This window comes from Rhodanobacter sp. FW106-PBR-R2A-2-24 (assembly GCF_058789615.1).
The window spans coordinates 2,106,645-2,129,500 of sequence record NZ_JBYTBV010000002.1; the positions used below are offsets into that span (position 1 = coordinate 2,106,645).

Below are 22,856 nucleotides of genomic sequence, written 5' to 3' on the forward strand. Positions count from 1 at the left end.
GGGCGTCACGAATGTCGGCACAATGACAGGTATGGAAGATTTCTCGGCAATATCGAGCTTCGTCCGCGTGGTGGAAGCGCGCAGTTTTGCGGCGGCCGCCGTGCAGCTGGGCATGACGCCATCGGGCGTGAGCCGCGCGGTGTCGAGGCTGGAGGAGCAGATCGGCGTGCGCCTGCTGTTCCGCAGCACGCGGGCACTGCGGCTCACCGACGACGGCGAGTCGTTCTACCAGCGTTGCAAGGCGATCCTGGCCGACCTTGGCGAGGCGGTGGAGGCGCTGAACTACGCGCGCACCAAGCCCAGCGGCAAGCTGCGCGTGGCGGTGAACGTGTCGGTGGGTCGCGCCGCGCTGATCCCCAACCTCGCGGACTTCGAGGCGAAATATCCGGACATCCGGCTCGAGCTGTCGATGAGCGATCGCAACATCGGCCTGATCGAGGAAGGCATCGACTGTGCGATCCGCATGGGCGAGCTGGAGGACTCCAACCTGATCGCGCGCAAACTGGGCTACTTCAGCAACGTGCTGTGCGCCGCGCCGGCCTACCTGGAACGCCACGGCACGCCGGTCAGCATCGATGACCTGAAGCAGCATCGCTGCATCAACTACGTCTATCCCACCAGTGGCCGCGCCTACCAGTGGCAGTTCGACACGCCGGATGGCCGCGTGGCGCTGGACGTGGACGCGCACCTGCTGATCAACGACGGCGAGTCGGTGATCCAGGCGGCGATGGCCGGGCTGGGCATCATCCAGACCCCGCACTGGCTGGCCGCCAGCGCGATCGGCTACGGCAAGCTCAAGGTGATCATGGAGGACACCATTTCCACTGGTTCGCCGGTGTGGCTGGTCTACCCGCAGAAGAAGCACCTGTCCGCGCGCGTGCAAGCCTTTCTGGAATGGGTGCACGAACTGTTCGAACGCACCAACCTGCCGGCCTGCAAGCTGGCCTGCAAGCTGGGCATGGCGCCGTCGCTCAAGGACGCGGCTCAGGCGCCCGGCATCAACAGCAGCAAGGCCGCGCCCAGCGCGATGCGGTAGACCGCGAACACGGTGTAGCGGTGCGTGCGGATGTAGCCAAGCAGCCACTTCACCGCGATGAAGCCCACGATCAGCGAGACGACGAAGCCGACGATCAGCGCGTTCCAGTCCTCGTGCGCGGTACCGCCACCCTTCCACACCTTCAACAGTTCGTAGCCGGTGGCGGCGTACATGGTGGGGATGCCCACCAGGAACGCGAACTCAGTGGCCGCGGCGCGGTTGCTGGTGCCGAACAGCATCGCGGTGAAGATCGTCGCGCCGGAGCGCGAGGTGCCGGGGAACACGCCCGCCGCCATCTGCGCGATGCCCACCAGGATCGCTACCCGCCACGTCACCTCGGTGCGATCCGCCTGCTTCGCGGCGAGCACCTCCGCGCCGATCATCCAGAAGCCGCCGATCACCAGCGCCCAGGCGATCGGCGTCACCGTCTCCGGCAGCTTGAAGCCGTAGTGGGTGACGACCATACCGAGCACGCAGGTGATCAGGAATGCCACCACCAGCTTGGCCAGGTAGTCGCGCGTGGCCGGCTTGCGCCATTGCGTGAACAGCTGCCAGATGCGCTTCCAGTACACCAGGGTGATCGCGAGGATCGCGCCGGCCTGGATGCCCACGTTGAACAGATCCGAGCGGGCGCCCAGCCAGTGCTCGGCGATCAGCAGGTGGCCGGTGGAGGAAATCGGCAGGAACTCGGTGATGCCTTCGATGATGCCCAGCAGGATGACGTGGATGAGATCGGTCACGGGTGCGCTCGTCGGGTTTGTCGGAGTGGTGGGGCGGTCGTCACCATGGCGACCGCGCGGCACCACAGCTTACGCATACGATGTGGCGGCTCGATAGCGCAGGCCTTGCAATGGCGACAATGACAGCGCACGTTCCTTGTTGGTGCAATCAAGGGGAATGACGCATGAAATTGGTGCAATTGCCGCGACGGAAAAGGTCATCGACGCCTCCAACTCCGTGAATCCACGCGGAATGCACGCTTTGGCACCGACCTTGCTCTAGTCTCGTGCATTCTTTCCAGCCGCATCCATCCGATCCCCGCCGAGGTTGCCCCATGACTGCCCAGAAAGTGCTCGACCTGATCGTTGAACACGAGGTCGAGTTCGTCGACTTCCGCTTTGCCGACATGCTCGGCAAGCATCACCACGTCACCTTCCCGGCGCACGCCATCGACGAGTCGACCTTCGAGGACGGCAAGATGTTCGACGGCTCCTCGATCACCGGCTGGAAGGGCATCAACGAGTCGGACATGATCCTGATGCCCGACCCGGCCACCGCCTACCTCGACCCGTTCAGCCAGCACACCCAGCTGGTGCTGCATTGCGACGTGCTGGAGCCGAGCACCCTGCAGGCCTACGGCCGCGACCCGCGCTCGATCGCCAAGCGCGGCGAGGCCTACCTGAAGTCCACCGGCATCGCCGACACCGCCTTCTTCGGGCCGGAGCCGGAGTTCTTCATCTTCGACTCGATCCGCTGGCAGAACGACATGGGCCGCGTGTTCTACGAGATCGAGTCCAACGAGGCCGCCTGGAGCACCCGCTTCAAGTACGACGAGGGCAACATGGGCCACCGCCCCGGCGTGAAGGGCGGCTACTTTCCGGTGAGCCCGGTGGACACCCTGGGCGACCTGCGCGCCGACATGTGCAAGGTGCTGGAGTCGCTGGGCCAGACCGTCGAGGTGCACCACCACGAGGTGGCGAACGCCGGCCAGTGCGAGATCGGCGTGAAGTTCAACACCCTGGTGCAGAAGGCCGACGAGCTGATGACGATGAAGTACGTCATCAAGAACGTGGCGCACCAGAACGGCAAGACCGTCACCTTCATGCCCAAGCCCATCGTGGGCGACAACGGCAGCGGCATGCACGTGCACCAGTCGCTGGCCAAGAACGGCGAGAACCTGTTCGCGGGTGATCTGTACGGCGGCCTCAGCCAGACCGCGCTGTGGTACATCGGCGGCATCTTCAAGCACGCCAAGGCGATCAACGCCTTCGCCAACTCCACCACCAACAGCTACAAACGCCTGGTGCCAGGCTTCGAGGCGCCGGTGATGCTGGCCTACTCGGCGCGCAACCGCTCGGCGAGCTGCCGCATCCCCTACGTGGCCAGCCCGAAGGGCCGCCGCATCGAGGTGCGCTTCCCCGACCCGATGAACTCCGGCTACTTGGTGTTCACTGCGCTGATGATGGCGGGCCTCGACGGCATCCTGAACAAGATCGACCCGGGCGCGCCGGCCGACAAGGATCTCTACGACCTGCCGCCGGAAGAAGAGAAGAACATCCCGCAGGTCTGCTCCAGCCTCGACCAGGCGCTGGAAGCGCTGGACAAGGATCGCGAGTTCCTGAAAGCCGGCGGCGTGTTCACCGATGACTTCATCGACGCCTACATTGGCGTGAAGATGCAGGAAGTCACCCGCTACCGCGCCTCGACGCATCCGATCGAGTTCCAGATGTACTACGCGCTGTAATCGGCGACGTGAGGCAACCGGGCAACGGGCGCTGCGGCGCCCGTTGTCGTTGGTGGCTGCGGCAGGCGCTCAGTCCTCGCGCGGCAACACGGTCAGCACGCGCTCGATGAAGACGTGCAGCTCCCTCATGTAGTTGGTGAGGAACTCGGTGGTGGAATCGTTGGTGATCGCGCCGTCCGCGCCGATCAGCCCCGGCTTGAACTGGACATAGGCCTCCAGCGTATTCATCAGCGGCGAATTGCAGAAGCACAGCACGCTGCGCAGGTGCTGCTGGGCCACCGCGGTGCCGATCGAACCGGGCGAGGTGCCGATCACGGCCGAGGGCTTGCGCGCGAAGGAGTTCTTGCCCCACGGCCGGCTGGCCCAGTCGATCGCGTTCTTCAGCGCGCCGGGGATCGAGCGGTTGTATTCCGGGGTGACGAACAGGATCGCGTCGACCTCCGCGATCGCCTGCTTGAACGCACGCGCCACTGACGGGTAGTCGGCGTCGTAGTCGTAGCAGTACAGCGGGAGATCCTTGATCGGAATCTCCACCAGATCCAGTTGCGGCGGTGCCAGCTTGGCCAGCGCCTGGGCCAGCTGGCGGTTGATCGAGCCCTTGGCGAGGCTGCCGACGATGTAACCGACCTTGTACGTAGTCATGCGAATCTCCCGGTGGGTGACGTGCCGCGATGGCGGCGGTTGCGCCGCGGTGGTGCTGGCCGGGTGGCGCGGCGCCCGGTCAGTAGCCCACGGTGAAGCGCTGCCGCGAATGCCGCGGCGTTTCCAGCTCGTCGACGAGGGCGATCGCATAGTCCTCCATCGAAATCCAGCTCTTGCCGCTGGCATCGGCGAGCAACTGGTCGCCGCCGAGGCGGAATGTGCCGGTGCGCTCGCCGGGGTCGAACTCGGCCGGTGGCGACAGGAAGGTCCAGTCGAGCACGCGCTCGCCGCGCAAGGCGTCGAGGAAGCGGCGACCGCCCTCGGCTTCCGGCCGATACGCGGCGGGAAAGCCCGGTGCGTCGAGCAGGATCTGGCCCGGTGCCACTTCCAGCGTGGCGGCGCCGCCAACCACCAGCAGGCGGGCGACGCCCGCCTGCTTCACCGCGGCGATCAGCGACGCGGCATCGGTCGTGGCGAACTTCAGCGCGCTGAACACCGCGTCATGGCCGGCCAGCAGCGGCGCCAGTTGCGCCGGTTGGTTGGCATCGCCGTTCTTCAGCTGCAGGCCCGGTTGGCCGGCCAGCTTGCCGGTGTCGCGGGCGATGCCGGTGACGTGGTGGCCGCGGCGCAACAGTTCCGCCAGCAAGCGCGAACCGACGCGGCCGCTGACGCCAAGCAAGGCGATGTCCATGATGGTTTTCCTGTGTCGGCATCGCGCGGCTTGCCGGTGGCGCCGCGTCGACGATCACGCCAGACTAGCGCCGCAGGTGTAAGCAATGTGTGGATGCCAGACACGGGTGGGCGCTGCGATGCCAGAGCAGAATGTTTCGATGCGGATGCCGACGATCTTCTTCGGCCACGGCAATCCGATGAACGCGCTGCAGGACAACGACTGGAGCCGCGGCTGGGCCGCCATCGGCCAGCGCCTGCCGCGCCCGCGCGCGGTGCTGGCGGTGTCGGCGCACTGGTATCTGCCGGCCACGGCGGTCACCGCGACCGCGACGCCGCGCACCATCCACGATTTCGGCGGTTTTCCGCGCGAACTGTTCGAGGTGCAGTACCCGGCGCCGGGCGATCTCGGCCTGGTGCGTCGCGTGCGTGAACTGCTGCAGCCGCTCGACGTGCGCGCGGATGTGTCGTGGGGGCTGGATCACGGCACCTGGTCGGTGCTGCGCCACGTCTATCCCGACGCCGATGTGCCGGTGGTGCAGCTCTCCATCGACGCGACGCAGGCGCCGGCTTTCCACTATGGGCTGGGCAAGCGGCTGCGCCCATTGCGCGACGAGGACGTGCTGGTGATCGGCAGCGGCGACGTGGTGCACAACCTGCATCGCTACGCGTGGGGGCAGTCGCCGGTCGCGTCGTTCGACTGGGCGCAGCGTTTCGAGGCGCAGGTGCGCGAGCTGATCGTGCGCGGCGAGCACGCGGCGCTGACCGATTACACCGCATTGGGTCGCGACGCCGAGCTCTCCATCCCCACGCCCGACCACTACCTGCCGCTGCTCTACGTGCTCGGCGCCAGCGACCCGGGCGAGCCGGTGAGCTTCCCGGTCGAGGGCATGGACGGTGGCTCGATCTCGATGCTGAGCGTGCAGTTCGGCTGAGCGGCGGCGCAACGGCATCGCCGCGCGATCCGCGAATGGCGTGGTTCAGGGCGCCGCCGACAGCCAAGCACGCGCGGCCACCATCAGCGTCTCCACGCCGGTCTGCAGGGTCGGGTGCAGCACCGGCAAAAAGCGCGGGTTGTGGTTGGTCGGGATCTCGTTGAGCCGGTTCGCCGCCTTCGCCTTGGCGTAGGTGTCCGGGTCGGTGCCGCCGACGAACCAGAACACCGACGGCACGTGCCACTCCGCACCGAACGCGCCGAAGTCCTCGCTGGCCGAGGTCGGCCCGGTCTGGTGGATGCGTTCGGCGCCAAAGTGGCGGCGGAAGGCCTCGGCCACCGTGGTGGTCGCCGCCTCGTCGTTGCTCACCAGCGAGTAGTTGTCCAGCGGCGTGATTTCCGGCGGCTTCGGCGCGCCCGAGGCCGCGGCCTCGGCGTTGACGATGCGGGTGATCGCGGCGAGCACGCGCGCACGCACGCCCTCGTCGAAGCTGCGCACGTTGAGCTTGATGACGGCCTCGTCGGGGATCACGTTTTCCTTGGTGCCGGCCTGCAGCGAGCCGATCGTGAGCACCGCCGCCTCGGTGGGCGCGAGTTCGCGCGCGACGATGGTCTGCAGGCGCAGCACGGTCGCTGCCGCCATCACCACCGGGTCGATGCTGGCCTGCGGCATCGAGCCGTGCGCGCCGCGCCCGAACAGGCGGATCTGCAAGCTGTCGGCGGCCGAGGTGATCACGCCCTTGCGCCCGCCGATGGCGCCGGCCGGGCCGACCATCACGTGCTGGCCGAGCACCACGTCGGGTTTGGGGAAACGCTGGAACAGGCCGTCGTCGATCATCGCCTGCGCGCCCTGGGCCGTTTCCTCCGCCGGCTGGAACACTGCCATCAGCGTGCCCTTCCAGCTGTCGCGGTTCTGCGCCATCAAGGTAGTGGCACCGACCAGCCAGGTGACGTGCATGTCGTGGCCGCAGGCGTGCATCACCGGCACGGTGTTGCCTTCGTGGTCGACCGCGGTGAGCTTGCTCGCATAAGCCACGCCGGTGGCTTCCGCGACGGGCAGCGCATCCATGTCGGCGCGCAGCATCACGGTGGGGCCGTCGCCGTTGCGCAGCAGGCCGACGACGCCGGTCTTGCCCACGCCGGTGGTCACCTCATAGCCGGCCTTGCGCAAATGCTCCGCTGCCAGCCCCGCGGTGCGGGTTTCCTGCATGGAGAGTTCCGGGTGCGCGTGGATGTCGGTGTACAGCGCTTCCAGTTGCGGCAGCAGGTCGCGCAGATGGCCCGGCAGCGGTTCGCCGGCGATGGTCGGGGTTTGGTTCATGGCAGCGAGTCCTGGCTCGGGCGAACCGTTCGACGCTGCATCCGCACCAGTGAATCTGGCGTGTAATCCGATGGGGCGGCCGGCGATGCGCGCTAGCGAAGATAGCTGCGCAGAATGGCCAAGGCCGGCTCGAGTTCCTGCAAGGCCCGGGGCGAGTTGCTTGCGACATGTTCCCGAAGATGGCCTTCCAGCAACTGCCCCATCAGTCCCTGGACAGCGCCGCGGATGGAGGCGGCTTGCTGCAGAACTGCATTGCAGTCCGTATCGCTCTCCAGGGCGCGCTCCAGTGAAGCCACTTGCCCGCCAATGCGACGAACCCGGGTGATGAGCGCTTTCTTGTTGCGGATGGTGTGTGACATGGCGGCCTCCGGCTGATCTCTATAGTATAGGGGGGTATATCATTTGTTTAGGGCTTGTCCGTGAACACCCCCGATCCGTCGCCCTACATGCACCCTCATCGCTTCAACGAAGGGAATCCCCTGGCGGAAAAGAACACCTTGCGGGCCGTGGTGATCACCGCCGTGATGATGGTGGTGGAAATCGTCGGCGGCTATGCGCTCAATTCCATGGCCCTGCTGGCCGACGGCTGGCACATGAGTTCGCATGCCATGGCACTGGGGCTTTCAGTCGGGGCCTACGTGCTGGCCAGGCATCTCACCACGGACACCCGGTTTGCCTTTGGCACCTGGAAGATCGAGGTGCTGGGTGGATACAGCAGCGCCTTGCTGCTTGGCGTCGTGGCGGTGCTGATGCTCGTGCAGTCGCTGGAGCGACTTTTTGCGCCGGCGCCCATCCACTACGACGAGGCGATCGTCATTGCCGTCGTGGGCCTGCTCGTCAACCTGTCCTGTGCCTGGCTGCTCAAGGATGGCCACCAGCACGACCACGGGCATCACCATGACCATGACCACGGCCATACCGGGCACGGCCACCATCACCAGGACATCAACCTGCGCTCGGCCTACCTGCACGTGATCGCCGACGCGGCAACCTCGGTACTGGCGATCCTGGCCCTGTTGGGTGGCAAGTATTTCGGGGCCCGGTGGCTGGATCCGGCCATGGGCATCGTCGGCGCCGGGCTGGTCGCCCAATGGGCCTTCAGCTTGCTCAAGCAGTCGGGCCGCATCCTGCTGGATGCAGACATGGACGCGCCGTTGGTTCAGGAGATCCGCGATGTGGTGAACGAGTGGATTCCGCACGCGGCGATCAGCGACCTGCATGTATGGCGCGTCGGCAAGGGTCGCTATGCCTGCATTCTCGGCTTGGTGAGCCACGAGCCGCTGACGGTCGCGGTCGTTCGCGATCACTTGGCGATCCACGAGGAACTGGTCCACGTCACCGTGGAGATAGTCCACGCCAGTAACCCTGCCATGGACACTTGCGCTTGAACACATCTGGCAGTGACGAGACCAATCGGGTGTTTCGGCGAGCGGTACTCACCGTCGCCTGGCTCAATCTCGGCTATTTCGGCATCGAGTTTGCCGTCGCCCTCCACATCGGTTCCGTGTCGTTGTTTGCCGATAGCGTCGACTTTCTTGAGGACGCATCCGTCAACCTGCTGATCCTGGCGGCTCTTTCATGGAGCGCACGCGCGCGTGCGCGCGTCGGCATGTTGCTGGCCACGGTTTTGCTCGTCCCGGCGCTCGCAGCACTGTGGTCCATCGCCACCAAGCTCATGGTGGCTGCTGCCGTCGTACCTGCGCCGGTGCCGCTCACGCTGACGGGACTGGGAGCGCTGGCCATCAATTTTTCGTGCGCGTTGTTGCTCTTGCGCCATCGCCTTCATCGGGGAAGCCTGACGCGCGCGGCGTTCCTATCGGCACGCAACGACGTATTTGCGAATATCGCCATCATTGCCGCCGGTGGCGCAACGGTTCTGTGGCGATCGATATGGCCAGACCTTGTTGCTGGCGTCGGCATCATGGTCATGAATGTCGATGCCGCGCGTGCCGTATGGCGGGCCGCACGATTGGAGCATCGCCTGTCGGAAGCGCACCGCTGACCTTCAGGCGCGCCCTTTCCGAAATTTCCTTGTGCTCGTCCGGCGCAGGGGGTGCATGCAAGCGAAAGCTCGTACCCCTGTTCCTTCCAAACGCTGCTGCCGACACGCAAGGACTGGCGAGCATCGGCGCGGCCTTCGGAACAAAGCCGTTGCACCAACGACGCACATTGCCCATGATGGTGCAATGTGCGGCGATGCAGCAAAAGCCTGGGCGGAGCAGCTGGCGACCGGAGTGGCCCGGGTCGATGCCGGCCTGCGCGTCGTCTGGCTGAATCCGGCCCTGGCCGAACTCCTGGCTTGTGGCGCGCGCAGCGCCCACGGCCAGCCCCTGGCGCTGTGGCTGCGCGAGCCGGCGGCGTTGGCGGGGCTCGCCCTGGCGCAGGCGCAAGCCGAGCCGGTGCAGTTGCGCGAAGTGGCGCTGTCCGCCTTCGACGAACGCACGCTGCGCGCCGACCTCAGCGCCCAGGCGACCGGCGACGGCGGCCTGCTGCTCGAAGTGCACGCGTTGGTGCCGCGCGTCGAGGCCGCCTCGCCGCTGTCGGCCACGCTGCGCGGCTTCGCGCACGAGGTGAAGAACCCGCTGGCCGGCCTGCGCGGTGCGGCGCAACTGCTGCAACGCCGCGTCGACGGCGCGGAACTGCAGGCGCTGGCCGGCCTCATCATCGACGAGGCCGACCGCCTCGCCGCGCTGGCGAACCGCCTGCTGCATCGCGACGGCGCCACGCGGTTGGGCACGGTGGGTATCCATCAGCTGCTCGACCGCCTGAGCGAGCTGCTGCGGGCCGAACCCGCGCCGCCGCGCCTGCGCCACGACTTCGACCCCAGTCTGCCCGACGTGCGCGGCGACGCCGACCGCCTGCTGCAGGTGTTGCTGAACCTCGCGCGCAACGCGGTGGAAGCCGGCGCCCGCACGCTCACCTTGCGCACGCGCGCCGAGCACGGCGTGCGCGTCGGCGCGGGTATGTTGCGCGCTGCGCTGCGCGTGGACGTGGTCGACGACGGCCCGGGCGTGCCCGCCGAACTGCGCGACAGCCTGTTCGAACCGCTGGTGTCCGGTCGGGCCGACGGCACCGGCCTCGGCCTCGCGCTGTCGCGCGAGATCGCCCGCGAACACGGCGGCGAGCTGCGCTGCGCGAGCGAGCCCGGCCACACCGTGTTCTCGCTGTACCTGCCGCTGGAGCCTGCGCATGCGTGACGAAATCTGGATCGTCGACGACGACCGCGGCGTGCGTCTGGTACTGGCCACCGCGCTGCGCGACGCCGGCCACGCGGTGCGCGAGTTCGATGCCGTCGAGGCCGTGCGCGACGCCCTGCGCAAGCAGCGGCCCGCGCTGCTGGTCACCGACGTGCGCATGCCCGGCGCCAGCGGCCTGGCCTTGCTGGAAGAGTTGCAGGCGCGCGGCATCGGCCCGGTGATCGTGATGAGCGCGTTCACCGACGTGGCCACCACGGCGGCCGCCTATCGCGCCGGCGCGGTGGACTATCTCGCCAAACCCTTCGATCTGGATCAGGCGGTGGCGGCGGTGCAGCGCGCCCTGCACGACGGCGCCGCGCCCGCCGCGCCGGCGTCCGTACCGACACCACTCACCACGGCGCTGCTGGGCGAGAGCGCGGCGATGCGCGAGGTGTTCCGCCTGATCGGCCGTGTCGCGGCCAGCGACCTCAACGTGCTCATCACCGGCGAAACCGGCACCGGCAAGGAGCTGGTGGCGCGCGCGCTGCACGAGGAAAGCGCGCGCCGCAAGCAGCCCTTCGTGGCGCTCAACACCGCCGCGATTCCTGCGGAGCTGCTGGAGAGCGAGCTGTTCGGCCACGAGGCAGGTGCCTTCACCGGCGCGCAGCGGCGCGTGGCCGGGCGTTTCGAGCAGGCCGAAGGCGGCACGCTGTTCCTCGACGAAATCGGCGACATGCCGCTGATCCTGCAGACGCGCCTGCTGCGCGTGCTGGCCGGCGGCGAGTTCTACCGCGTCGGTGGGCGCGAGCTGATCCGCTGCAACGTGCGCATCGTCGCCGCCACCCACCAGGACCTCGACGCGCGTGTGGCCAGCGGGCAGTTCCGCGCCGACCTCAAGCATCGCCTCGACGTGGTGCGCATCGCGCTGCCCGCGCTGCGCGAGCGGCGTGCGGACATTCCGCTGCTGGCCGCGCACTTCCTCGCCGCCGCCGCGCAGGAGCTCAAGCTGCCGCCCAAGCGCTACGCCAAGGCCGCGCTGAAGGCGCTGGCGCAACGCGACTTCCCTGGCAACGTGCGCGAGCTGGAAAACCTCTGCCGTCGCCTCGCGGTGATCGCGCCCGGCGCGGAAATCCTGCCCGCCGACCTCGGTGCCGCCGCGCCGGCGCAGGCCGGCGGCGACTGGACCGACGCGCTGCGCGACTGGGCCGTGCAGGCGCTGGCCGAACACGAGGCTGCCATCCACGAGCGCGCCCGCGAAGCGCTGGATCGCGTGCTGCTGGAAGCGGCGCTGGCCGCGCACGGCGGCCACCGGCAGCACGCGGCGCTGGCGCTGGGCGTGGGCCGCAACACGCTCACGCGCAAGCTGGGGGCGTCACGCACGCGCAAGCGGTGAGCCGGTGTTTCCCTGCTTTCCCCGCTGCGGAGCGGGTCGGGACAGGGGCTTGGGCAAGATTCAATCGCGGTTGTCGCGTTTGATGCGGTTCAAGAACACCGTCATTTCCTTCGCCGCCTGCACGTCGCCGCGTGCCTGCGCCACGGCGATGCCCTGGCGCCATGCAGCCGTCGCGCCGGCAGGGTCGGCGGCGGCGAGGCAGGCCTTGCCCAGGAGTTTCCACGCGGCCGAGTAGCCGGGGTCGAAGGCCACCGCGCGGCGCAATTCCACGCAGGCCTCGGCGGCGGCGTCCGCGTCCAGCATGGCGGCGCCCAGCGCATAGCGCAGCAGCGCACCGTCACGTGGGCCGTCGCATTGCTTGCGCAGGCTGGCGACGCGCGCGTCGGCGGTCATGGCCGCACGGTGGCGTGGCCGTCGGCGCCGTAGACTTGCGGCGGCTGTGCGGGCTCCTGCGGCGTGGTACCGCCGCGCAGGTCGGCCAGCGTGCTGGCGGGCCACACCACGATCCACGAGGAACGGAATGGCTGTACCAGGAGCGCGTAGCGCAGCGCGGCGGGGTCGAGTCGTTCGGGGTGTTCCACGATCATGCCATGCGGGTGCGCCTTGGCGAAGGCCTGGATGGAGGCGTTGTCGAAGAGCTCGCGCAGCGGCTGCGTGAGGCGCCCCTGGAAATGGAACTCGCCCTCGTAGTTGCCGACGAAACCGACGCTGTGGCCGGCCCGTTGCGCCTCGCCCAGCAGGCGCGAGGTGGGCGCCAGTTGGTAGTGTGGCCACATCGTGAGGGTGAACAGCGCATTGAGCGCGAAGGTGCCGATCAACCCGGCCACCGCCAGCCGGCGCAGCTCACCGCGCCCGCGCAGGAACAGCAGCGCGCCCAGCAGCAGGAAGATCACCGCGAAATAGCGGCTGTACGGCGCGCTGGTTTCCACCCAGGCGCCGTGCAACTGGTGGCTGTCCACCAGGTTGGGCAGCGCCAGCAGCAGCAAGGCGAACAGCACGCCGCCCACGCCCAGCGGCCAGGTGCCCAGCCAGGCGTTGCCGGCGAGTAGTGGTCGGCGCTCGCGCAGCACGGCGACGGCGCCGCACAAGAGCAGCACGGCGCCGGCCAGCTCGGGCAGCAGGTAATAAGGCTGCTTGCCGCGCACCAGCGAAAACACCAGGAAGGTTGGCCCGATCCAGCACAGCGCAAAGCGCAGGCCCGGCTCCAGCGGGCGGCGCAGCGTGGCCAGCGCCAGCCAGACGCGCGGCCAGCCGATCAGGGGGAACAGCAGCACGGCCAGCATCGGCACGTACCACAGCACGGGCCGTGCATGACTCTGCAACGGCTGCGCGGTCTGCACGCCATGGATCACCCGCGCGGCGGTCTGGCTGAAGAACAGGCGGTGCATGTAGGCCTCGCCGCCGGCCAGGCCGGCGGGCAGCGCCCAGGCCAGCAGCATGGCGAGGCCGAGCAACATGGCCAGCACGCCGTGCCCGTACCAGCGCATGCGATGTTCGCGCGCCCAGTCGCTCCACAGCGGGCCGAGCAGCCAGGGGAACACGATGTGCAGCAGCATCACCGGCCCCTTGGTGAGCAGACCGCAACCGAGGCACAGGCCAAACAGCCACCAGCGCGGCGCCGCGTGGCGCGCGGTGGGCACCAGGCACAGCAGCGCGGCCAGCGCCCACACCGCCAGCAGCACGTCGTACATGATCTGCAGGCCGAACAGGAAGGCGAACGACAGCGCGGCCAGTGCCCACGGCGCGGCCTTGACCATCCACGGCCGGTTCGGAAACAGGTGCCGTGCCAGCAGCGACACCAGCACCAGCTCGGCGGCGCCGAAGCCCACTTCCAGCACACGCGGCCAGACGTCGCCCACACCGAACGCGAACCAGCCGGCGTGGATCAGCCAGAACAGCAGTGGTGCTTTCTCGCTGTACGGCTGCCCGTTGATGTACGGCACCAGCCAGTGGTGCTGGTTCCACATCTCCCAGGCCACCGCCAGCGTGCGGGTGGAGTACAGCGGCATCGGGCCGTGCGCGAAGATCGCTGCCAGCGCCACCGCCGTCCATAACGGCAGCCAGGGCCAGAGCGAGCGCAGGTGTTCGGAGCGGCTGTAGGGGGTGAGGGTCACGGGCGGGCTCGTGGCAGGGGTGCGGGCATTCTAGCGGCCCGGGCAGAGCGGCATCCTGGTGCAAGGGCTTGCCCCCTCACCCCAGCCCGTCCTCCCGACGATGAAGTCGCCGGGGGAGAGGGAGCCAAGCGGGAGGCTCCCTCGAACCTCGCATCCTCAGCGCCAGCGCGCCGGGCCCCAGTAGCCGATGCGGCGGCGGATCTTCAGCTTGCGCCAGAGGTTCCACGGCTTGGGCTGGCGGTTTTTGCCGCCCTTGGCGATGAAGCTGTCGATGGCGTCCAGGATGCGCTCGCTGGAGCGGCCGTCGCGATAGGGATGGATGGCGTCGGCGTAGGCGCGGATCGCCGCCATCAGCTCCGGCGGGCGGCTCAGCGCGCGTTCGATCGCCGGCTCGAAATCCTTCGCGTCGTGGATGTCGATCAGCTGCGGCCCGGGGCGGCGGTTGTTGAAGGTGACGACGGGCTTGCCGGTGAGCAGGAACTCGTTGAGCGCGGAGCTGGTGTCCGAGCACATCATGTCGACCTGGCCGAACAGTTCCAGGATGTTGTCGTTCTCGGCGAAGCTGAGGTGTTCGTTCTGCAGCGCCTTGAACTTCGTCACGGTGGCCGGGTTCATCTTCGGGTGGAAGCTGACGATGAAGCGCCAGCGGCCGTCGCGCGACAGCCGCTGCACTTCCTCGTACAAGGTTTCCGCCGCGCTCCACGAGGGCGAGAAGGTGCTGTGGTAGAGGATCACCGGCGGCGTGCGCACGGGCGGAATAGCGCCACCGAGTTCGCGCATGAACGGGTCGATCTTGGGGAAGCCCGTCTCGATCACGCTGAAGTGGCCGAGCTGGTCGGCGATGGCCTGGAACTGCGCGGTGTCGCGCGGGCCGGTGGTGCAGTACAGGTCGAAGAAGCCGCGCACGTAGATGTGTCGCGGCTTGCCGGCGTCGAAACCGTGGAAGGTTTCCACCTTCACGCCGGGGAAGAAGTGCGGTACGGCGTTGGACGAGGTGATGACCGCCAGCGGCTGCCACGCGCGCACTTCGGCGACGGTGAGCAGGCGCTCGTCGGCGGCGAGATCCTCCGCGCCGGGGCCGTCGAAGAACCAGGCCGCCTCGTCGCCGCGCGCGCGGATCGCCGCCTGGATCGGCCGCAGGATGGCCAGCGCGTAGCGCTCGGAGCCGTAGAGTAGGTAGTGCTTGGGCATGGGTAGAGTGTCTCGCGAGGTCAGGGTTTCCTCCCCTCTCCCTCCGGGAGAGGGGCTGGGGGAGAGGGTACGGGCTCGCGACGAGGTCGGGCTACCCTCTCCCCAACCCCTCTCCCGCAAGTGGGCGAGGGGCTTTGAGCATCAGTGATCGATCTGGTGCTTGTTCAGCGCCTCGGCCGCTGCGTCCACCGATGCGGGGTTGCGCACCATCTCGTAATAGCGCATGCGCTTGTACAGCGCGTAGCTGGCCGCGGTCTGCGCAATCAGGAAGCCGCGCCAGCCGTCCAGCATGGCCAGCCGGAATACGTAGTCCTTGAGGAAGGCCAGCAGGTACACGAACGGCGCCTGCCACATCCGCACCGGCTTACGCTTGTCCAGCCAGTCGCGGCACTTCAGCTCGGCGTAGCGCAGCACCTTCAGCTGCTTGTGCACCAGGGTGGGGTTGTTGGCGTGCTCGAACGGTGCCTTGAGTACCGGCGCGCGGCCGTCGAAGCACAGCGACTCGTGCACCCGCGCATCCGTCCAGCGCGCGCGGCCACGGTGGTACAGCCGCCCCAGCTTCTCGCCCACCGCCGGCCGATACCAGCGCAGCGGCGCGCCCATGTAGACGGTGCGCCGACGCAGGCTGGCGCCAGCCGCGTCGCTGGCCATCAAGGCAGGCAAGGTGCGCTCCAGCTCGGCGGCGAGCTTGGGCGACAACCATTCATCGGCATCCAGCACCAGAATCCAGTCGTGGCTGCACTGCGTGCTGGCGAAGTTGCGTTGCGGCCCGAAGCCCAGCCAATCCTGCTGCACCACGCGCGCGCCATGCGCCAGCGCGACCGCTACGGTGGCGTCGGTCGAGCCCGAATCCACCACCAATTTCTCGGCCGCGAACGGTACGCTGTCCAGGCAGCGCGCAATCACGGCCGCCTCGTTGCGGGCGATGATGGCGAGGGTGAGGGGTAGGGTGGGCATGTGGCGGATTCTAGCCGGTAGGCTGGCTTTCAGCCGGCGGCAGGCAACATGCCGATTCGAAGCAGCCTTGCCGTTCCTGTTGCATCCGATGTCGCTCGAAGGCACGAGGTGGCGGTGGCCGCCATCAGCTAAGGAACCCATGGATCGCCAATACCATCCAACCTTGCCCCTGCGGAATGGGTTGGTCGACAGCCTGGATGAAACCGCCATGCCATGGTTTTGGCGGCGCCGCGCGTTCTGGCGCGGGGTGTTGGGCGCAGGCGTCGTGTGGATGATGCTGGGGCTGGTGGCGATGCCGGCCGGGGTGTCGTTCAACCCCGGCAAGCTGTATCAGGCCAGCCTGATCGTCCTGTTGTACTTGCCGGCTTTCGGGCTGGCGCTCGGTGGGCGGGCGGCCCTCTGGCGGGAGCTGTGGCCCTTGCCGGCTTTCCGTTGGTTCCTGGCGCTGTTGGCCTGGGCCGCCTTGAGCCTGTGCTGGGGGGCGGACACGCATCCGGGCGATGCCTTCAGCCGGTTGCTCAGCGTGTTGATGTTCGTGTTGGCCTGGCCGCTTTGCCTTGCTGAGGATGAGCGCGGCGGCCAGCGCCTGCTGTGGCTGGGCGGCCTGGGCCTGGCGCTGTTCGCGGCGTTTCACGACGTGGGCTATGTGTGGCGCCCGCCGGCGGATGGCCGCATGGTGGCCGACGGGGTTACCGCCACCGCGAACTATGCCGCCGCCGTGATGGGGGCGGCCTGCCTGTGGCTTTGCCTGTTGCCGGGTGCCGGCAGCCGCGTTGCGGCGCTGCGCTGGCTGGCCGTGACCGCGTTGCTGGTCTTCGTCGCGCTGACCGGTTCGCGCAGCGTGTGGCTGGCGTTGGCGGCGTGCGTCTTGTCCGCCCCGCTCTGGTGGGGCGGCCGGGCGGCGCGCTGGTTGGCGGGTGGCACACTGCTGCTGCTGCTGGCCTGCCTGCGATGGCCGGCAGCGGCGCTGGTTGGGCGCGGCACCTCGTTGCGGCCGGAGTTGTTCGTGCAGTCCATGCACCTGATTGCCCAACACCCATGGCGCGGCCTGGGCATCGGTTCGGCCTTCGTCCTGCGTGTGGAAGGCGAAAGCTACACCCACAGCCACAATGTGCTGACCCAGACCCTGATCGAGCTGGGGCTGCCGGGCCTGCTGCTGCTGCTGGTGATGTGGTTCAGCGTCGCCTGGCTGGGTTGGCGGCACCGGGCGCGCCGCAGTGGTCGCCTGGTGCTGGCGCTGTGGCTGTACGCCAGCGTGGTGCTGCAGTTCGACATGCCGCAACTGTTGAACAGCCCGCGCCCCGGCTGGCTGCTGGTGTGGTTGCCGCTGGCGCTGGCCTTGTGGCTGGAGCTCGACGCGCGACGAGCTGCCGCGCAGGAGCCTCGCTTACACTAGCCGCCTCGCTTCGCGGAACGACAGACGATGCACAAGGTATTGGTCACCGGCGGCGCCGGCTTCCTCGGCTCGCACCTGTGCGATCGCCTGCTGGCCGACGGTCACGACGTGCTGTGCGTGGACAACTTCTTCACCGGCAGCAAGCGCAACGTGGCGCACCTGCTGGACCACCCGTATTTCGAGCTGCTGCGCCACGACGTCACCTTCCCGCTGTACGTGGAGGTGGAGCGCATCTTCAACCTGGCCTGTCCGGCCTCGCCGGTGCACTACCAGCACGACCCGGTGCAGACCACCAAGACCAGCGTGCACGGGGCGATCAACATGCTGGGCCTCGCCAAGCGGGTGAAGGCGCGTATCCTGCAAGCCTCCACCAGCGAGGTGTATGGCGACCCCGAGGTGCATCCGCAGCGCGAGGAGTACTGGGGCCGGGTCAACCCGATCGGCTTTCGCAGCTGCTACGACGAGGGCAAGCGCTGCGCCGAAACGCTGTTCTTCGACTACCACCGCCAGCACGATCTGGACATCAAGGTGGTGCGCATCTTCAACACCTACGGCCCGCGCATGCATCCCAACGACGGCCGCGTGGTGAGCAACTTTATCGTGCAGGCGCTGAAGGGCGAGGACATCACCATCTACGGCGACGGCAGCCAGACGCGCAGCTTCTGCTACGTGGACGACCTGATCGAGGCCTTTGTGCGCATGATGGAATCGCCGCGCGGTTTCACCGGGCCGGTGAACATCGGCAATCCCGGCGAGTTCAGCATGCTGCAGCTGGCCGAGCTGGTGCTGGCGCTGGTCGGTGGCCGCTCGAAGCTGGTGTTCCGCCCGCTGCCCGCCGACGACCCGCGCCAGCGCAAGCCCGACATCGCGCTGGCGCAGGAGAAACTGGGCTGGCAGCCGAAGGTGGCGCTGGAAGACGGCCTCAAGGAAACCATCGGCTACTTCCGTCGGCTGCTGGAGGTCTGAGGTGGACGTCGCGCCCGCGTTCTCGGTCGTCGTCACCAACTACAACTACCGCGACTTCGTGGCCGAGGCGGTGGACGGCGCGCTGGCGCAGCGCCACGCGCCGCTGGAAGTGATCGTGGTGGACGACGGTTCCACCGACGGCTCGCCCGACTACCTGCGCGAACGCTACGGCCACGACCCGCGGGTGAAGCTGCTGTGTGGAGAGAACGGCGGCCAGCTCGCCGCGTTCCAGCGCGGGCTCGCTGTGGCCCGCGGCGACATCGTGTGCTTCCTCGACGCCGACGACCACTGGGGGCTGGACTACCTGCGCCAGCTCGGCGAGGTGTTCGCCACGCGCAGGGAGATCGACTTCGTGTTCTCCGACGTGCGCCTGGTCGGCAACGAGTCGGGCATGCAGGCTTATGCGAAGGAGGCCATGGACCTCGGCCACACCGTGCTCGGCACCTGGGTGTACGCGCGCTGGTACGGCGCGCCCACCTCGGCGCTGGCGCTGCGCAGGAAGCTGGCCGAGCGCGTGCTCGACCTGCCGCTGGAGTTCACCGCGAACTGGCGCATCAGCGCCGACAACTGCCTGGTGTTCGGCGCCAGCATCCTTGGCTCACGCAAGTATTTCCTGCCCACCGGCAACGTCGACTACCGCATCCATGGCCGCAACGGCTGGTGGCACGAGCAGGCGCGCATGCGCGAGTTTCCCGCGCAGTTCCGCTCGCGCTGCCTGATCAACTTCTACGCGCAGCGCATGCACCTCGATGCGCACGCGCTCGATCTGGCGCGCGCCGAGTTCAAGACCCGCGAACGCCCCGACTGGGCCGAGGCTCGCCGCTACGCCGGCATCGCGCTGCGTGGCCCTTCGCCATGGTGGCGGCGGTTGGAGCGCGCGCTGTCCATCCTCCGTCGCGGCCTGCGCGGGCGTTGATGCCGGCATGAAGGCCAGTGTCGTCGTACTCACCTACAACTGGCCGGAGGCGCTGGCGCGCGTGCTGGCCAGTCTCGCCGCGCAGACGCGCCTGCCCGACGAGGTGATCGTGGCCGACGACGGTTCGGGCGCGCCGACGCGCGCGCTCATCGAACGCATGGCACGCGACTACCCGGTGCCGCTGCGCCATGTATGGCACGAGGATCGCGGCTTCCGCGCCGCGCGCGCGCGCAACCGCGGCATCGCCGCCAGCTGCGGCGACTACGTGCTCCTGCTCGACGGCGACATGCTGCTGCATCCGTATTTCATCGCCGATCACTTGATGTTGGCCGAGCGCGGCTTCTTCCTGCAGGGGGGGCGGATCAAGGCCACGCGCGAGGAATCCGCGCGCCTGCTGGCGGGCGGCGTGCCGGTATTCGCGCCGTGGTCGCGCGCAGACTTCCACGAGTTCGACGGCAGCAAGCGCCTGTACGCCTTCCGCCAGCCGCAGCTGGCGCGCTGGAAATCGCGCTCGCGCAACGGTGGCCGGGTGATGAGCTGCAACATGAGCTTCTGGCGCGACGACCTGCTGCGCGTCAACGGCTTCGACGAGCGCATGGAAGGCTACGGCGCCGAGGATCGCGAACTGGTGGCGCGGTTGGAGAACGCCGGCCTGCGCCGCCGCGCGCTGAAGTGGGCCGCGCTGGCGGTGCACCTGTGGCACGCCTCGCGCGCCCAGCCCGATGTGGACGACCTCAGTCTGCCGAACAACCGCCTGTTCCACGCCACCCGCACCGAAGGCATCGTGCGCTGCGAGCGCGGCATCGACGGCCACCTCGCGGAGTTCCCTGCGGGACGTCTGGACGGCTAGACGGCTTCCAGAGCGGCGCGCAACCGCGCCGGAAACGCCGCGCGCTCGGCCTCGTACCAGGCCCGCGCCGCAGTGCCCAGCGCGGCCGCCTCGGTTTCGGACATCGCCACGCAGCGCTCGATGGCACGCGCCATGTCTTCGTCGTGGAAGCCGTACAGCGTGGCCAGATCCTGCCTGCCGGTGACCTGCGCGGGTACCAGCACGCCACGCTCGGCGTTCACCAGCTCGTGCATCGGCTCGGCGTCCAGCGTCACCACCACGGCGCCGCAGCTCATCGCCTCGACCAGGTAATGGCCGTAGCCTTCGGTCTGCGAGGGGCACAGGTGGAAGCGGTGCGCGTTCTGCAGGCGGCGGTAGGCGGCGTCGTCCAGATGCTCGCGGATCAGCCGCACGTTGGCCGGCAGCGCGCCCAGTTCCACGTGCTTGCGCCGCCACGCCACGGTGAGTACGGGCCATTCGGGGTGCGCCGCCCACAGCTTCAGCAGCGCGGCGGTGCCCTTGTTGGCGCTGCGGCCGGGGCCGTGGAAAAAGGCGTGCTGGCGCGGCACGCCGGCATCGCGGCGGTCGGGGCTGGCGAAGCCGATATGGCGCACGGGCTTGCCCAGCGCCGCGAACAGGCGTTCGGCATGGCGGGTCTTGGCCCAGACCTCGTCGATGCAGTCCAGGGCGGCGCGATCCTGCGCGCGAAAGTATTCGGGGTTGGGCAGCAGCACGTTGCGCGCGGCCGTCCGCGCGAATTCCGGCCGCACGCGCTCCAGCATCAGGTTCAGGTCGAACAGCGGCGAGCTGCCGGCGAGGCGCAGTCGCGTCAGCCACTCGGCGAGGCGGCCACGATGCGGCAGCGCTGCCGTGCGCACCGCGCTGCCGTCCGCGGACAAGGCGGCAGCGAGCAGCGCCATGTCGCGCGTAAGCCCGGCGCCGTTGTCACGCGCCAGCAGCTGGATACGCGGTGGTGCGCTCATGGCCGGGCCGGCTGGCTGGCGTCGCCGGCGGTGTCGTCGTCGGGGCCGGTGTCCGTGGCCGCACCGGGCAGGCAGCCCGGCACCACCGCGTCGGCCTTGAACATCCACCAGTCGCGCTGGTTGGCGTGGCCGAGGTAGATCGCCCTGGTGCGATCCACGCAGGCGCCCATGGCCGGTTGCTGCACGAACAGCCAGCGCGTGGCCGGCGCCTCGGCCTGCCACTGCACGGCGCGGGCGAATTGCGTGTGTGAAGGCTGCTTGAAGCCGAAATCGGCGGCGGGGTGATCCAGCATCAGCAGGTTCTGCTCGACCCAGGCGACCAGGCCGACCTCGTCGTGCGGGCCGAGGTGACCGCGCACTTCGGCCATCAGCGCGGAGGCGGAACTGGATGGGTTGAGCAGCGGCACCGCCCACAAACCCCACGCCAGCCACAGCGCCGCCATGCCGCCGCAGACCGCGAGCAAGGCGCGGCGCAGGCGCAGCGTGGCGACCAGTGCGAGCTGCACCACGCCCAGCGTCACGCACATCCACCACAGCGCCGCGCCACCGTTGGCGAGGCCGCGCTCGGCGGCGAATTGCGCCACCTTCGGTGCGTGCGCCAGCAGGGCGTAACCGCCGGCACCCAGCATCAGCACGCCGAGCAGCGCAATGAAAGCCAGGCCCGCCGCGCGCAGTCCGCGCCTGGGCAGCAGCTCGTTCACGAAGGGCGCGCAGGCCAGCGCCAGCATCGGCAGGGCGGGCAGGATGTAGACGTCGCGCTTGCCCTTGGAGACGCTGAAGAACAGCAGCACCAGCACCACCCAGCCCAGCGGCAGCAGCACGCGCGCGTCGCGCGCCTTGATCGCGTTGCGCCAGCGCGGCAGGCAACCGGGATACAGCAGCGAGAACGGCAACCAGCTGAACAGCACGATGGGCAGGTAGTACCACCATGGATGGAGGTGGTGCCAGGCCTCGGCATAGCGCTTCGCGGTCTGCTTGAACAGGATGTCGTGCACGTAGGCGGCATAGGCCGGGTCGGTGTCGCGAGCGTGCGCCACCAGCAGCATCGGCAGCAGCCACAGCGCGATCGCCGCCAGCGTGGCGGCAAGGCCCAGCCACCAGCGCCACCACGCGCCGCGACCCGGTCGCGCCACACCACTCCAGCCGCGCCATGCTGCCCAGGCGTAGGGAATCAGCATCAGCAGTGCGAGGAAGCCCACGCCCTTGGTGATGACGCCCAGCCCCGCGCAAAAGCAGCCCAGCCAGTACAGCGGCCAGTTCGCCGACCTGCCGCCGTCGGGCGGCGCCAGCAGATGGCGCAGCAGGCCCCAGTTCGCGGCGGTGATGAAGAACACCACCAGCGGGTCGATCTGTGCGCGCTGGCTCTGGTAGACGAACTGGAAGGCCAGCAGCAGGCCGCCCGTGGCGTACAGACCGGTGCGGCGATTCCACAGCCGCCGGCCGAGGTCGTACACCAGCACCAGCGTGCCCAGGCCGGCCAGCAGCGAGGGCAGCATGAAGGCGAGGCGCCACCAGCGCACCAGCTCGAAGCTGGCGGCCTGCAGCCACATCAGCATCGGTGGCTTGTCGGCGTACAGCTCGCTGCCGCGATGCGGGAACAGCCAGTGTCCGCTTTCCACCATCTGCTTCGCCGCCAGCGCGAAGCGCGGCTCGTCCGAGGGCCAGGGATCGCGCAGGCCGATGCCGGCGCCGAGTATCACCAGCGCGATGGCGAGCAGCAGCCAGAAATCGCGGCGTTCCTGCGGGGTGGCTTTGGCGATGGAAAACATGGCGTGGTTCAGGGCCGGCGAAGGTTTTGGACTTTCGCCTCTCCCGCTCGCGGGAGAGGCTGCCCGCAGGGCTGGAGAGGGCGCTTTTCGACGAACCGAA

The 22,856-nt window shown here is 68.6% G+C and carries 22 protein-coding genes; 11 read left to right on the forward strand and 11 right to left on the reverse strand.

Annotation, left to right across the window (positions count from 1 at the left end; all coding sequences use genetic code 11):
• Window positions 1-31 precede the first annotated feature (31 nt).
• Window positions 32-1,036 (forward strand): LysR family transcriptional regulator, encoded by a 1,005-nt coding sequence (locus tag AC3WQA_RS10765; RefSeq protein ID WP_492675048.1) that lies wholly within the window; start codon window positions 32-34, stop codon window positions 1,034-1,036.
• On the opposite strand, the gene AC3WQA_RS10770 is transcribed toward AC3WQA_RS10765, so the two are convergent.
• The gene (locus AC3WQA_RS10770; protein ID WP_492675049.1) at window positions 985-1,776 is read right to left on the reverse strand and encodes an undecaprenyl-diphosphate phosphatase; all 792 of its coding nucleotides are present in this window, start codon (window positions 1,774-1,776) and stop codon (window positions 985-987) included. The two genes, AC3WQA_RS10765 and AC3WQA_RS10770, sit on opposite strands and share 52 nt — an antisense overlap.
• 314 nt (window positions 1,777-2,090) lie before the next feature.
• On the opposite strand from AC3WQA_RS10770, the gene glnA reads away from it, so the two are divergent.
• Window positions 2,091-3,500, forward strand: coding sequence for a type I glutamate--ammonia ligase (gene glnA / locus AC3WQA_RS10775; RefSeq protein WP_492675050.1), 1,410 nt, complete (start codon window positions 2,091-2,093; stop codon window positions 3,498-3,500).
• Window positions 3,501-3,569: 69 nt separating this feature from the next.
• Here glnA and AC3WQA_RS10780 read toward each other — a convergent pair whose 3' ends face one another.
• Together AC3WQA_RS10780 and AC3WQA_RS10785 are read right to left on the reverse strand one after the other, a co-directional pair.
• Complete coding sequence (locus AC3WQA_RS10780; RefSeq protein ID WP_492675051.1) at window positions 3,570-4,142, reverse strand: NADPH-dependent FMN reductase; 573 nt, start codon at window positions 4,140-4,142, stop codon at window positions 3,570-3,572.
• A 79-nt stretch (window positions 4,143-4,221) separates the two neighbouring features.
• The gene (locus tag AC3WQA_RS10785) at window positions 4,222-4,833 is read right to left on the reverse strand and encodes an NAD(P)-dependent oxidoreductase (RefSeq protein ID WP_492675052.1); all 612 of its coding nucleotides are present in this window, start codon (window positions 4,831-4,833) and stop codon (window positions 4,222-4,224) included.
• Between the two features lie 139 nt (window positions 4,834-4,972).
• On the opposite strand from AC3WQA_RS10785, the gene ygiD reads away from it, so the two are divergent.
• The gene (gene ygiD, locus AC3WQA_RS10790; protein WP_492675053.1) at window positions 4,973-5,746 is read left to right on the forward strand and encodes a 4,5-DOPA-extradiol-dioxygenase; all 774 of its coding nucleotides are present in this window, start codon (window positions 4,973-4,975) and stop codon (window positions 5,744-5,746) included.
• A gap of 45 nt (window positions 5,747-5,791) precedes the next feature.
• On the opposite strand, the gene AC3WQA_RS10795 is transcribed toward ygiD, so the two are convergent.
• Window positions 5,792-7,066 carry a M20 family metallopeptidase gene (locus tag AC3WQA_RS10795; protein WP_492675054.1) on the reverse strand — a complete coding sequence of 425 codons (1,275 nt, stop codon included), beginning with the start codon at window positions 7,064-7,066 and terminating at the stop codon, window positions 5,792-5,794.
• A gap of 92 nt (window positions 7,067-7,158) precedes the next feature.
• Window positions 7,159-7,425 (reverse strand): metal/formaldehyde-sensitive transcriptional repressor, encoded by a 267-nt coding sequence (locus AC3WQA_RS10800; RefSeq protein WP_492675055.1) that lies wholly within the window; start codon window positions 7,423-7,425, stop codon window positions 7,159-7,161.
• Between the two features lie 87 nt (window positions 7,426-7,512).
• Here AC3WQA_RS10800 and dmeF point away from each other — a divergent pair, with 87 nt between their 5' ends.
• From dmeF to ntrC, 4 genes are all read left to right on the forward strand, one after another.
• Window positions 7,513-8,454: a CDF family Co(II)/Ni(II) efflux transporter DmeF gene (gene dmeF, locus AC3WQA_RS10805; protein ID WP_492676347.1), complete on the forward strand. Its 942-nt coding sequence runs from the start codon at window positions 7,513-7,515 to the stop codon at window positions 8,452-8,454.
• Entirely contained in the window at window positions 8,451-9,068 is a 618-nt protein-coding gene (locus AC3WQA_RS10810; RefSeq protein WP_492675056.1) for a cation efflux transmembrane domain-containing protein, read from the forward strand. The genes dmeF and AC3WQA_RS10810 overlap by 4 nt, the downstream gene beginning before the upstream one ends.
• A 184-nt stretch (window positions 9,069-9,252) precedes the next feature.
• Window positions 9,253-10,263, forward strand: a complete 1,011-nt coding sequence (locus AC3WQA_RS10815) for a two-component system sensor histidine kinase NtrB (RefSeq protein WP_492675057.1) — start codon at window positions 9,253-9,255, stop codon at window positions 10,261-10,263.
• Window positions 10,256-11,635, forward strand: coding sequence for a nitrogen regulation protein NR(I) (ntrC, locus tag AC3WQA_RS10820; protein ID WP_492675058.1), 1,380 nt, complete (start codon window positions 10,256-10,258; stop codon window positions 11,633-11,635). Before AC3WQA_RS10815 ends, ntrC begins: the two co-directional genes overlap by 8 nt.
• A gap of 60 nt (window positions 11,636-11,695) precedes the next feature.
• Here the strand turns inward: ntrC and AC3WQA_RS10825 are convergent, their stop codons facing one another.
• The 4 genes from AC3WQA_RS10825 to AC3WQA_RS10840 all read right to left on the reverse strand — a co-directional run bounded on the left by AC3WQA_RS10825 (window position 11,696) and on the right by AC3WQA_RS10840 (window position 15,897).
• On the reverse strand, window positions 11,696-12,028 hold the full coding sequence (locus tag AC3WQA_RS10825) for a hypothetical protein (RefSeq protein WP_492675059.1): 333 nt from the start codon (window positions 12,026-12,028) through the stop codon (window positions 11,696-11,698).
• Window positions 12,025-13,749: an ArnT family glycosyltransferase gene (locus AC3WQA_RS10830; RefSeq protein WP_492675060.1), complete on the reverse strand. Its 1,725-nt coding sequence runs from the start codon at window positions 13,747-13,749 to the stop codon at window positions 12,025-12,027. Before AC3WQA_RS10830 ends, AC3WQA_RS10825 begins: the two co-directional genes overlap by 4 nt.
• A 156-nt stretch (window positions 13,750-13,905) precedes the next feature.
• Window positions 13,906-14,940, reverse strand: a complete 1,035-nt coding sequence (locus AC3WQA_RS10835) for a CDP-glycerol glycerophosphotransferase family protein (protein WP_492675061.1) — start codon at window positions 14,938-14,940, stop codon at window positions 13,906-13,908.
• Between the two features lie 141 nt (window positions 14,941-15,081).
• Complete coding sequence (locus AC3WQA_RS10840) at window positions 15,082-15,897, reverse strand: glycosyltransferase family 2 protein (RefSeq protein ID WP_492675062.1); 816 nt, start codon at window positions 15,895-15,897, stop codon at window positions 15,082-15,084.
• A 208-nt stretch (window positions 15,898-16,105) separates the two neighbouring features.
• Here AC3WQA_RS10840 and AC3WQA_RS10845 point away from each other — a divergent pair, with 208 nt between their 5' ends.
• From AC3WQA_RS10845 to AC3WQA_RS10860, 4 genes are read left to right on the forward strand one after another with little or no spacing between them, the layout of a single operon-like run.
• The gene (locus AC3WQA_RS10845) at window positions 16,106-17,293 is read left to right on the forward strand and encodes an O-antigen ligase family protein (protein ID WP_492675063.1); all 1,188 of its coding nucleotides are present in this window, start codon (window positions 16,106-16,108) and stop codon (window positions 17,291-17,293) included.
• Between the two features lie 27 nt (window positions 17,294-17,320).
• Complete coding sequence (locus AC3WQA_RS10850) at window positions 17,321-18,259, forward strand: UDP-glucuronic acid decarboxylase family protein (protein WP_492675064.1); 939 nt, start codon at window positions 17,321-17,323, stop codon at window positions 18,257-18,259.
• 1 nt (window position 18,260) lies between these two features.
• Entirely contained in the window at window positions 18,261-19,175 is a 915-nt protein-coding gene (locus AC3WQA_RS10855; RefSeq protein WP_492675065.1) for a glycosyltransferase family 2 protein, read from the forward strand.
• A gap of 7 nt (window positions 19,176-19,182) precedes the next feature.
• On the forward strand, window positions 19,183-20,025 hold the full coding sequence (locus AC3WQA_RS10860; protein WP_492675066.1) for a glycosyltransferase family 2 protein: 843 nt from the start codon (window positions 19,183-19,185) through the stop codon (window positions 20,023-20,025).
• Here the strand turns inward: AC3WQA_RS10860 and AC3WQA_RS10865 are convergent.
• Window positions 20,022-20,987: a glycosyltransferase gene (locus AC3WQA_RS10865; protein ID WP_492675067.1), complete on the reverse strand. Its 966-nt coding sequence runs from the start codon at window positions 20,985-20,987 to the stop codon at window positions 20,022-20,024. The two genes, AC3WQA_RS10860 and AC3WQA_RS10865, sit on opposite strands and share 4 nt — an antisense overlap.
• The gene (locus tag AC3WQA_RS10870; RefSeq protein ID WP_492675068.1) at window positions 20,984-22,756 is read right to left on the reverse strand and encodes an ArnT family glycosyltransferase; all 1,773 of its coding nucleotides are present in this window, start codon (window positions 22,754-22,756) and stop codon (window positions 20,984-20,986) included. The genes AC3WQA_RS10865 and AC3WQA_RS10870 overlap by 4 nt, the downstream gene beginning before the upstream one ends.
• Window positions 22,757-22,856 lie beyond the last annotated feature (100 nt).

Bases quoted from the DNA above. Each gene is read 5' to 3' on its own strand.
- AC3WQA_RS10800 (WP_492675055.1), bottom strand. From the start codon at position 7,425: ATGTCACACACCATCCGCAACAAGAAAGCGCTCATCACCCGGGTTCGT.
- AC3WQA_RS10865 (WP_492675067.1), bottom strand. From the start codon at position 20,987: ATGAGCGCACCACCGCGTATCCAGCTGCTGGCGCGTGACAACGGCGCC.
- AC3WQA_RS10815 (WP_492675057.1), top strand. From the start codon at position 9,253: ATGTGCGGCGATGCAGCAAAAGCCTGGGCGGAGCAGCTGGCGACCGGA.
- AC3WQA_RS10825 (WP_492675059.1), bottom strand. From the start codon at position 12,028: ATGACCGCCGACGCGCGCGTCGCCAGCCTGCGCAAGCAATGCGACGGC.
- AC3WQA_RS10835 (WP_492675061.1), bottom strand. From the start codon at position 14,940: ATGCCCAAGCACTACCTACTCTACGGCTCCGAGCGCTACGCGCTGGCC.
- AC3WQA_RS10765 (WP_492675048.1), top strand. From the start codon at position 32: ATGGAAGATTTCTCGGCAATATCGAGCTTCGTCCGCGTGGTGGAAGCG.
- glnA (WP_492675050.1), top strand. From the start codon at position 2,091: ATGACTGCCCAGAAAGTGCTCGACCTGATCGTTGAACACGAGGTCGAG.
- AC3WQA_RS10850 (WP_492675064.1), top strand. From the start codon at position 17,321: ATGCACAAGGTATTGGTCACCGGCGGCGCCGGCTTCCTCGGCTCGCAC.
- dmeF (WP_492676347.1), top strand. From the start codon at position 7,513: ATGCACCCTCATCGCTTCAACGAAGGGAATCCCCTGGCGGAAAAGAAC.
- AC3WQA_RS10870 (WP_492675068.1), bottom strand. From the start codon at position 22,756: ATGTTTTCCATCGCCAAAGCCACCCCGCAGGAACGCCGCGATTTCTGG.
- ygiD (WP_492675053.1), top strand. From the start codon at position 4,973: ATGCGGATGCCGACGATCTTCTTCGGCCACGGCAATCCGATGAACGCG.
- AC3WQA_RS10840 (WP_492675062.1), bottom strand. From the start codon at position 15,897: ATGCCCACCCTACCCCTCACCCTCGCCATCATCGCCCGCAACGAGGCG.
- AC3WQA_RS10785 (WP_492675052.1), bottom strand. From the start codon at position 4,833: ATGGACATCGCCTTGCTTGGCGTCAGCGGCCGCGTCGGTTCGCGCTTG.
- ntrC (WP_492675058.1), top strand. From the start codon at position 10,256: ATGCGTGACGAAATCTGGATCGTCGACGACGACCGCGGCGTGCGTCTG.
- AC3WQA_RS10780 (WP_492675051.1), bottom strand. From the start codon at position 4,142: ATGACTACGTACAAGGTCGGTTACATCGTCGGCAGCCTCGCCAAGGGC.
- AC3WQA_RS10845 (WP_492675063.1), top strand. From the start codon at position 16,106: ATGCCATGGTTTTGGCGGCGCCGCGCGTTCTGGCGCGGGGTGTTGGGC.
- AC3WQA_RS10860 (WP_492675066.1), top strand. From the start codon at position 19,183: ATGAAGGCCAGTGTCGTCGTACTCACCTACAACTGGCCGGAGGCGCTG.
- AC3WQA_RS10795 (WP_492675054.1), bottom strand. From the start codon at position 7,066: ATGAACCAAACCCCGACCATCGCCGGCGAACCGCTGCCGGGCCATCTG.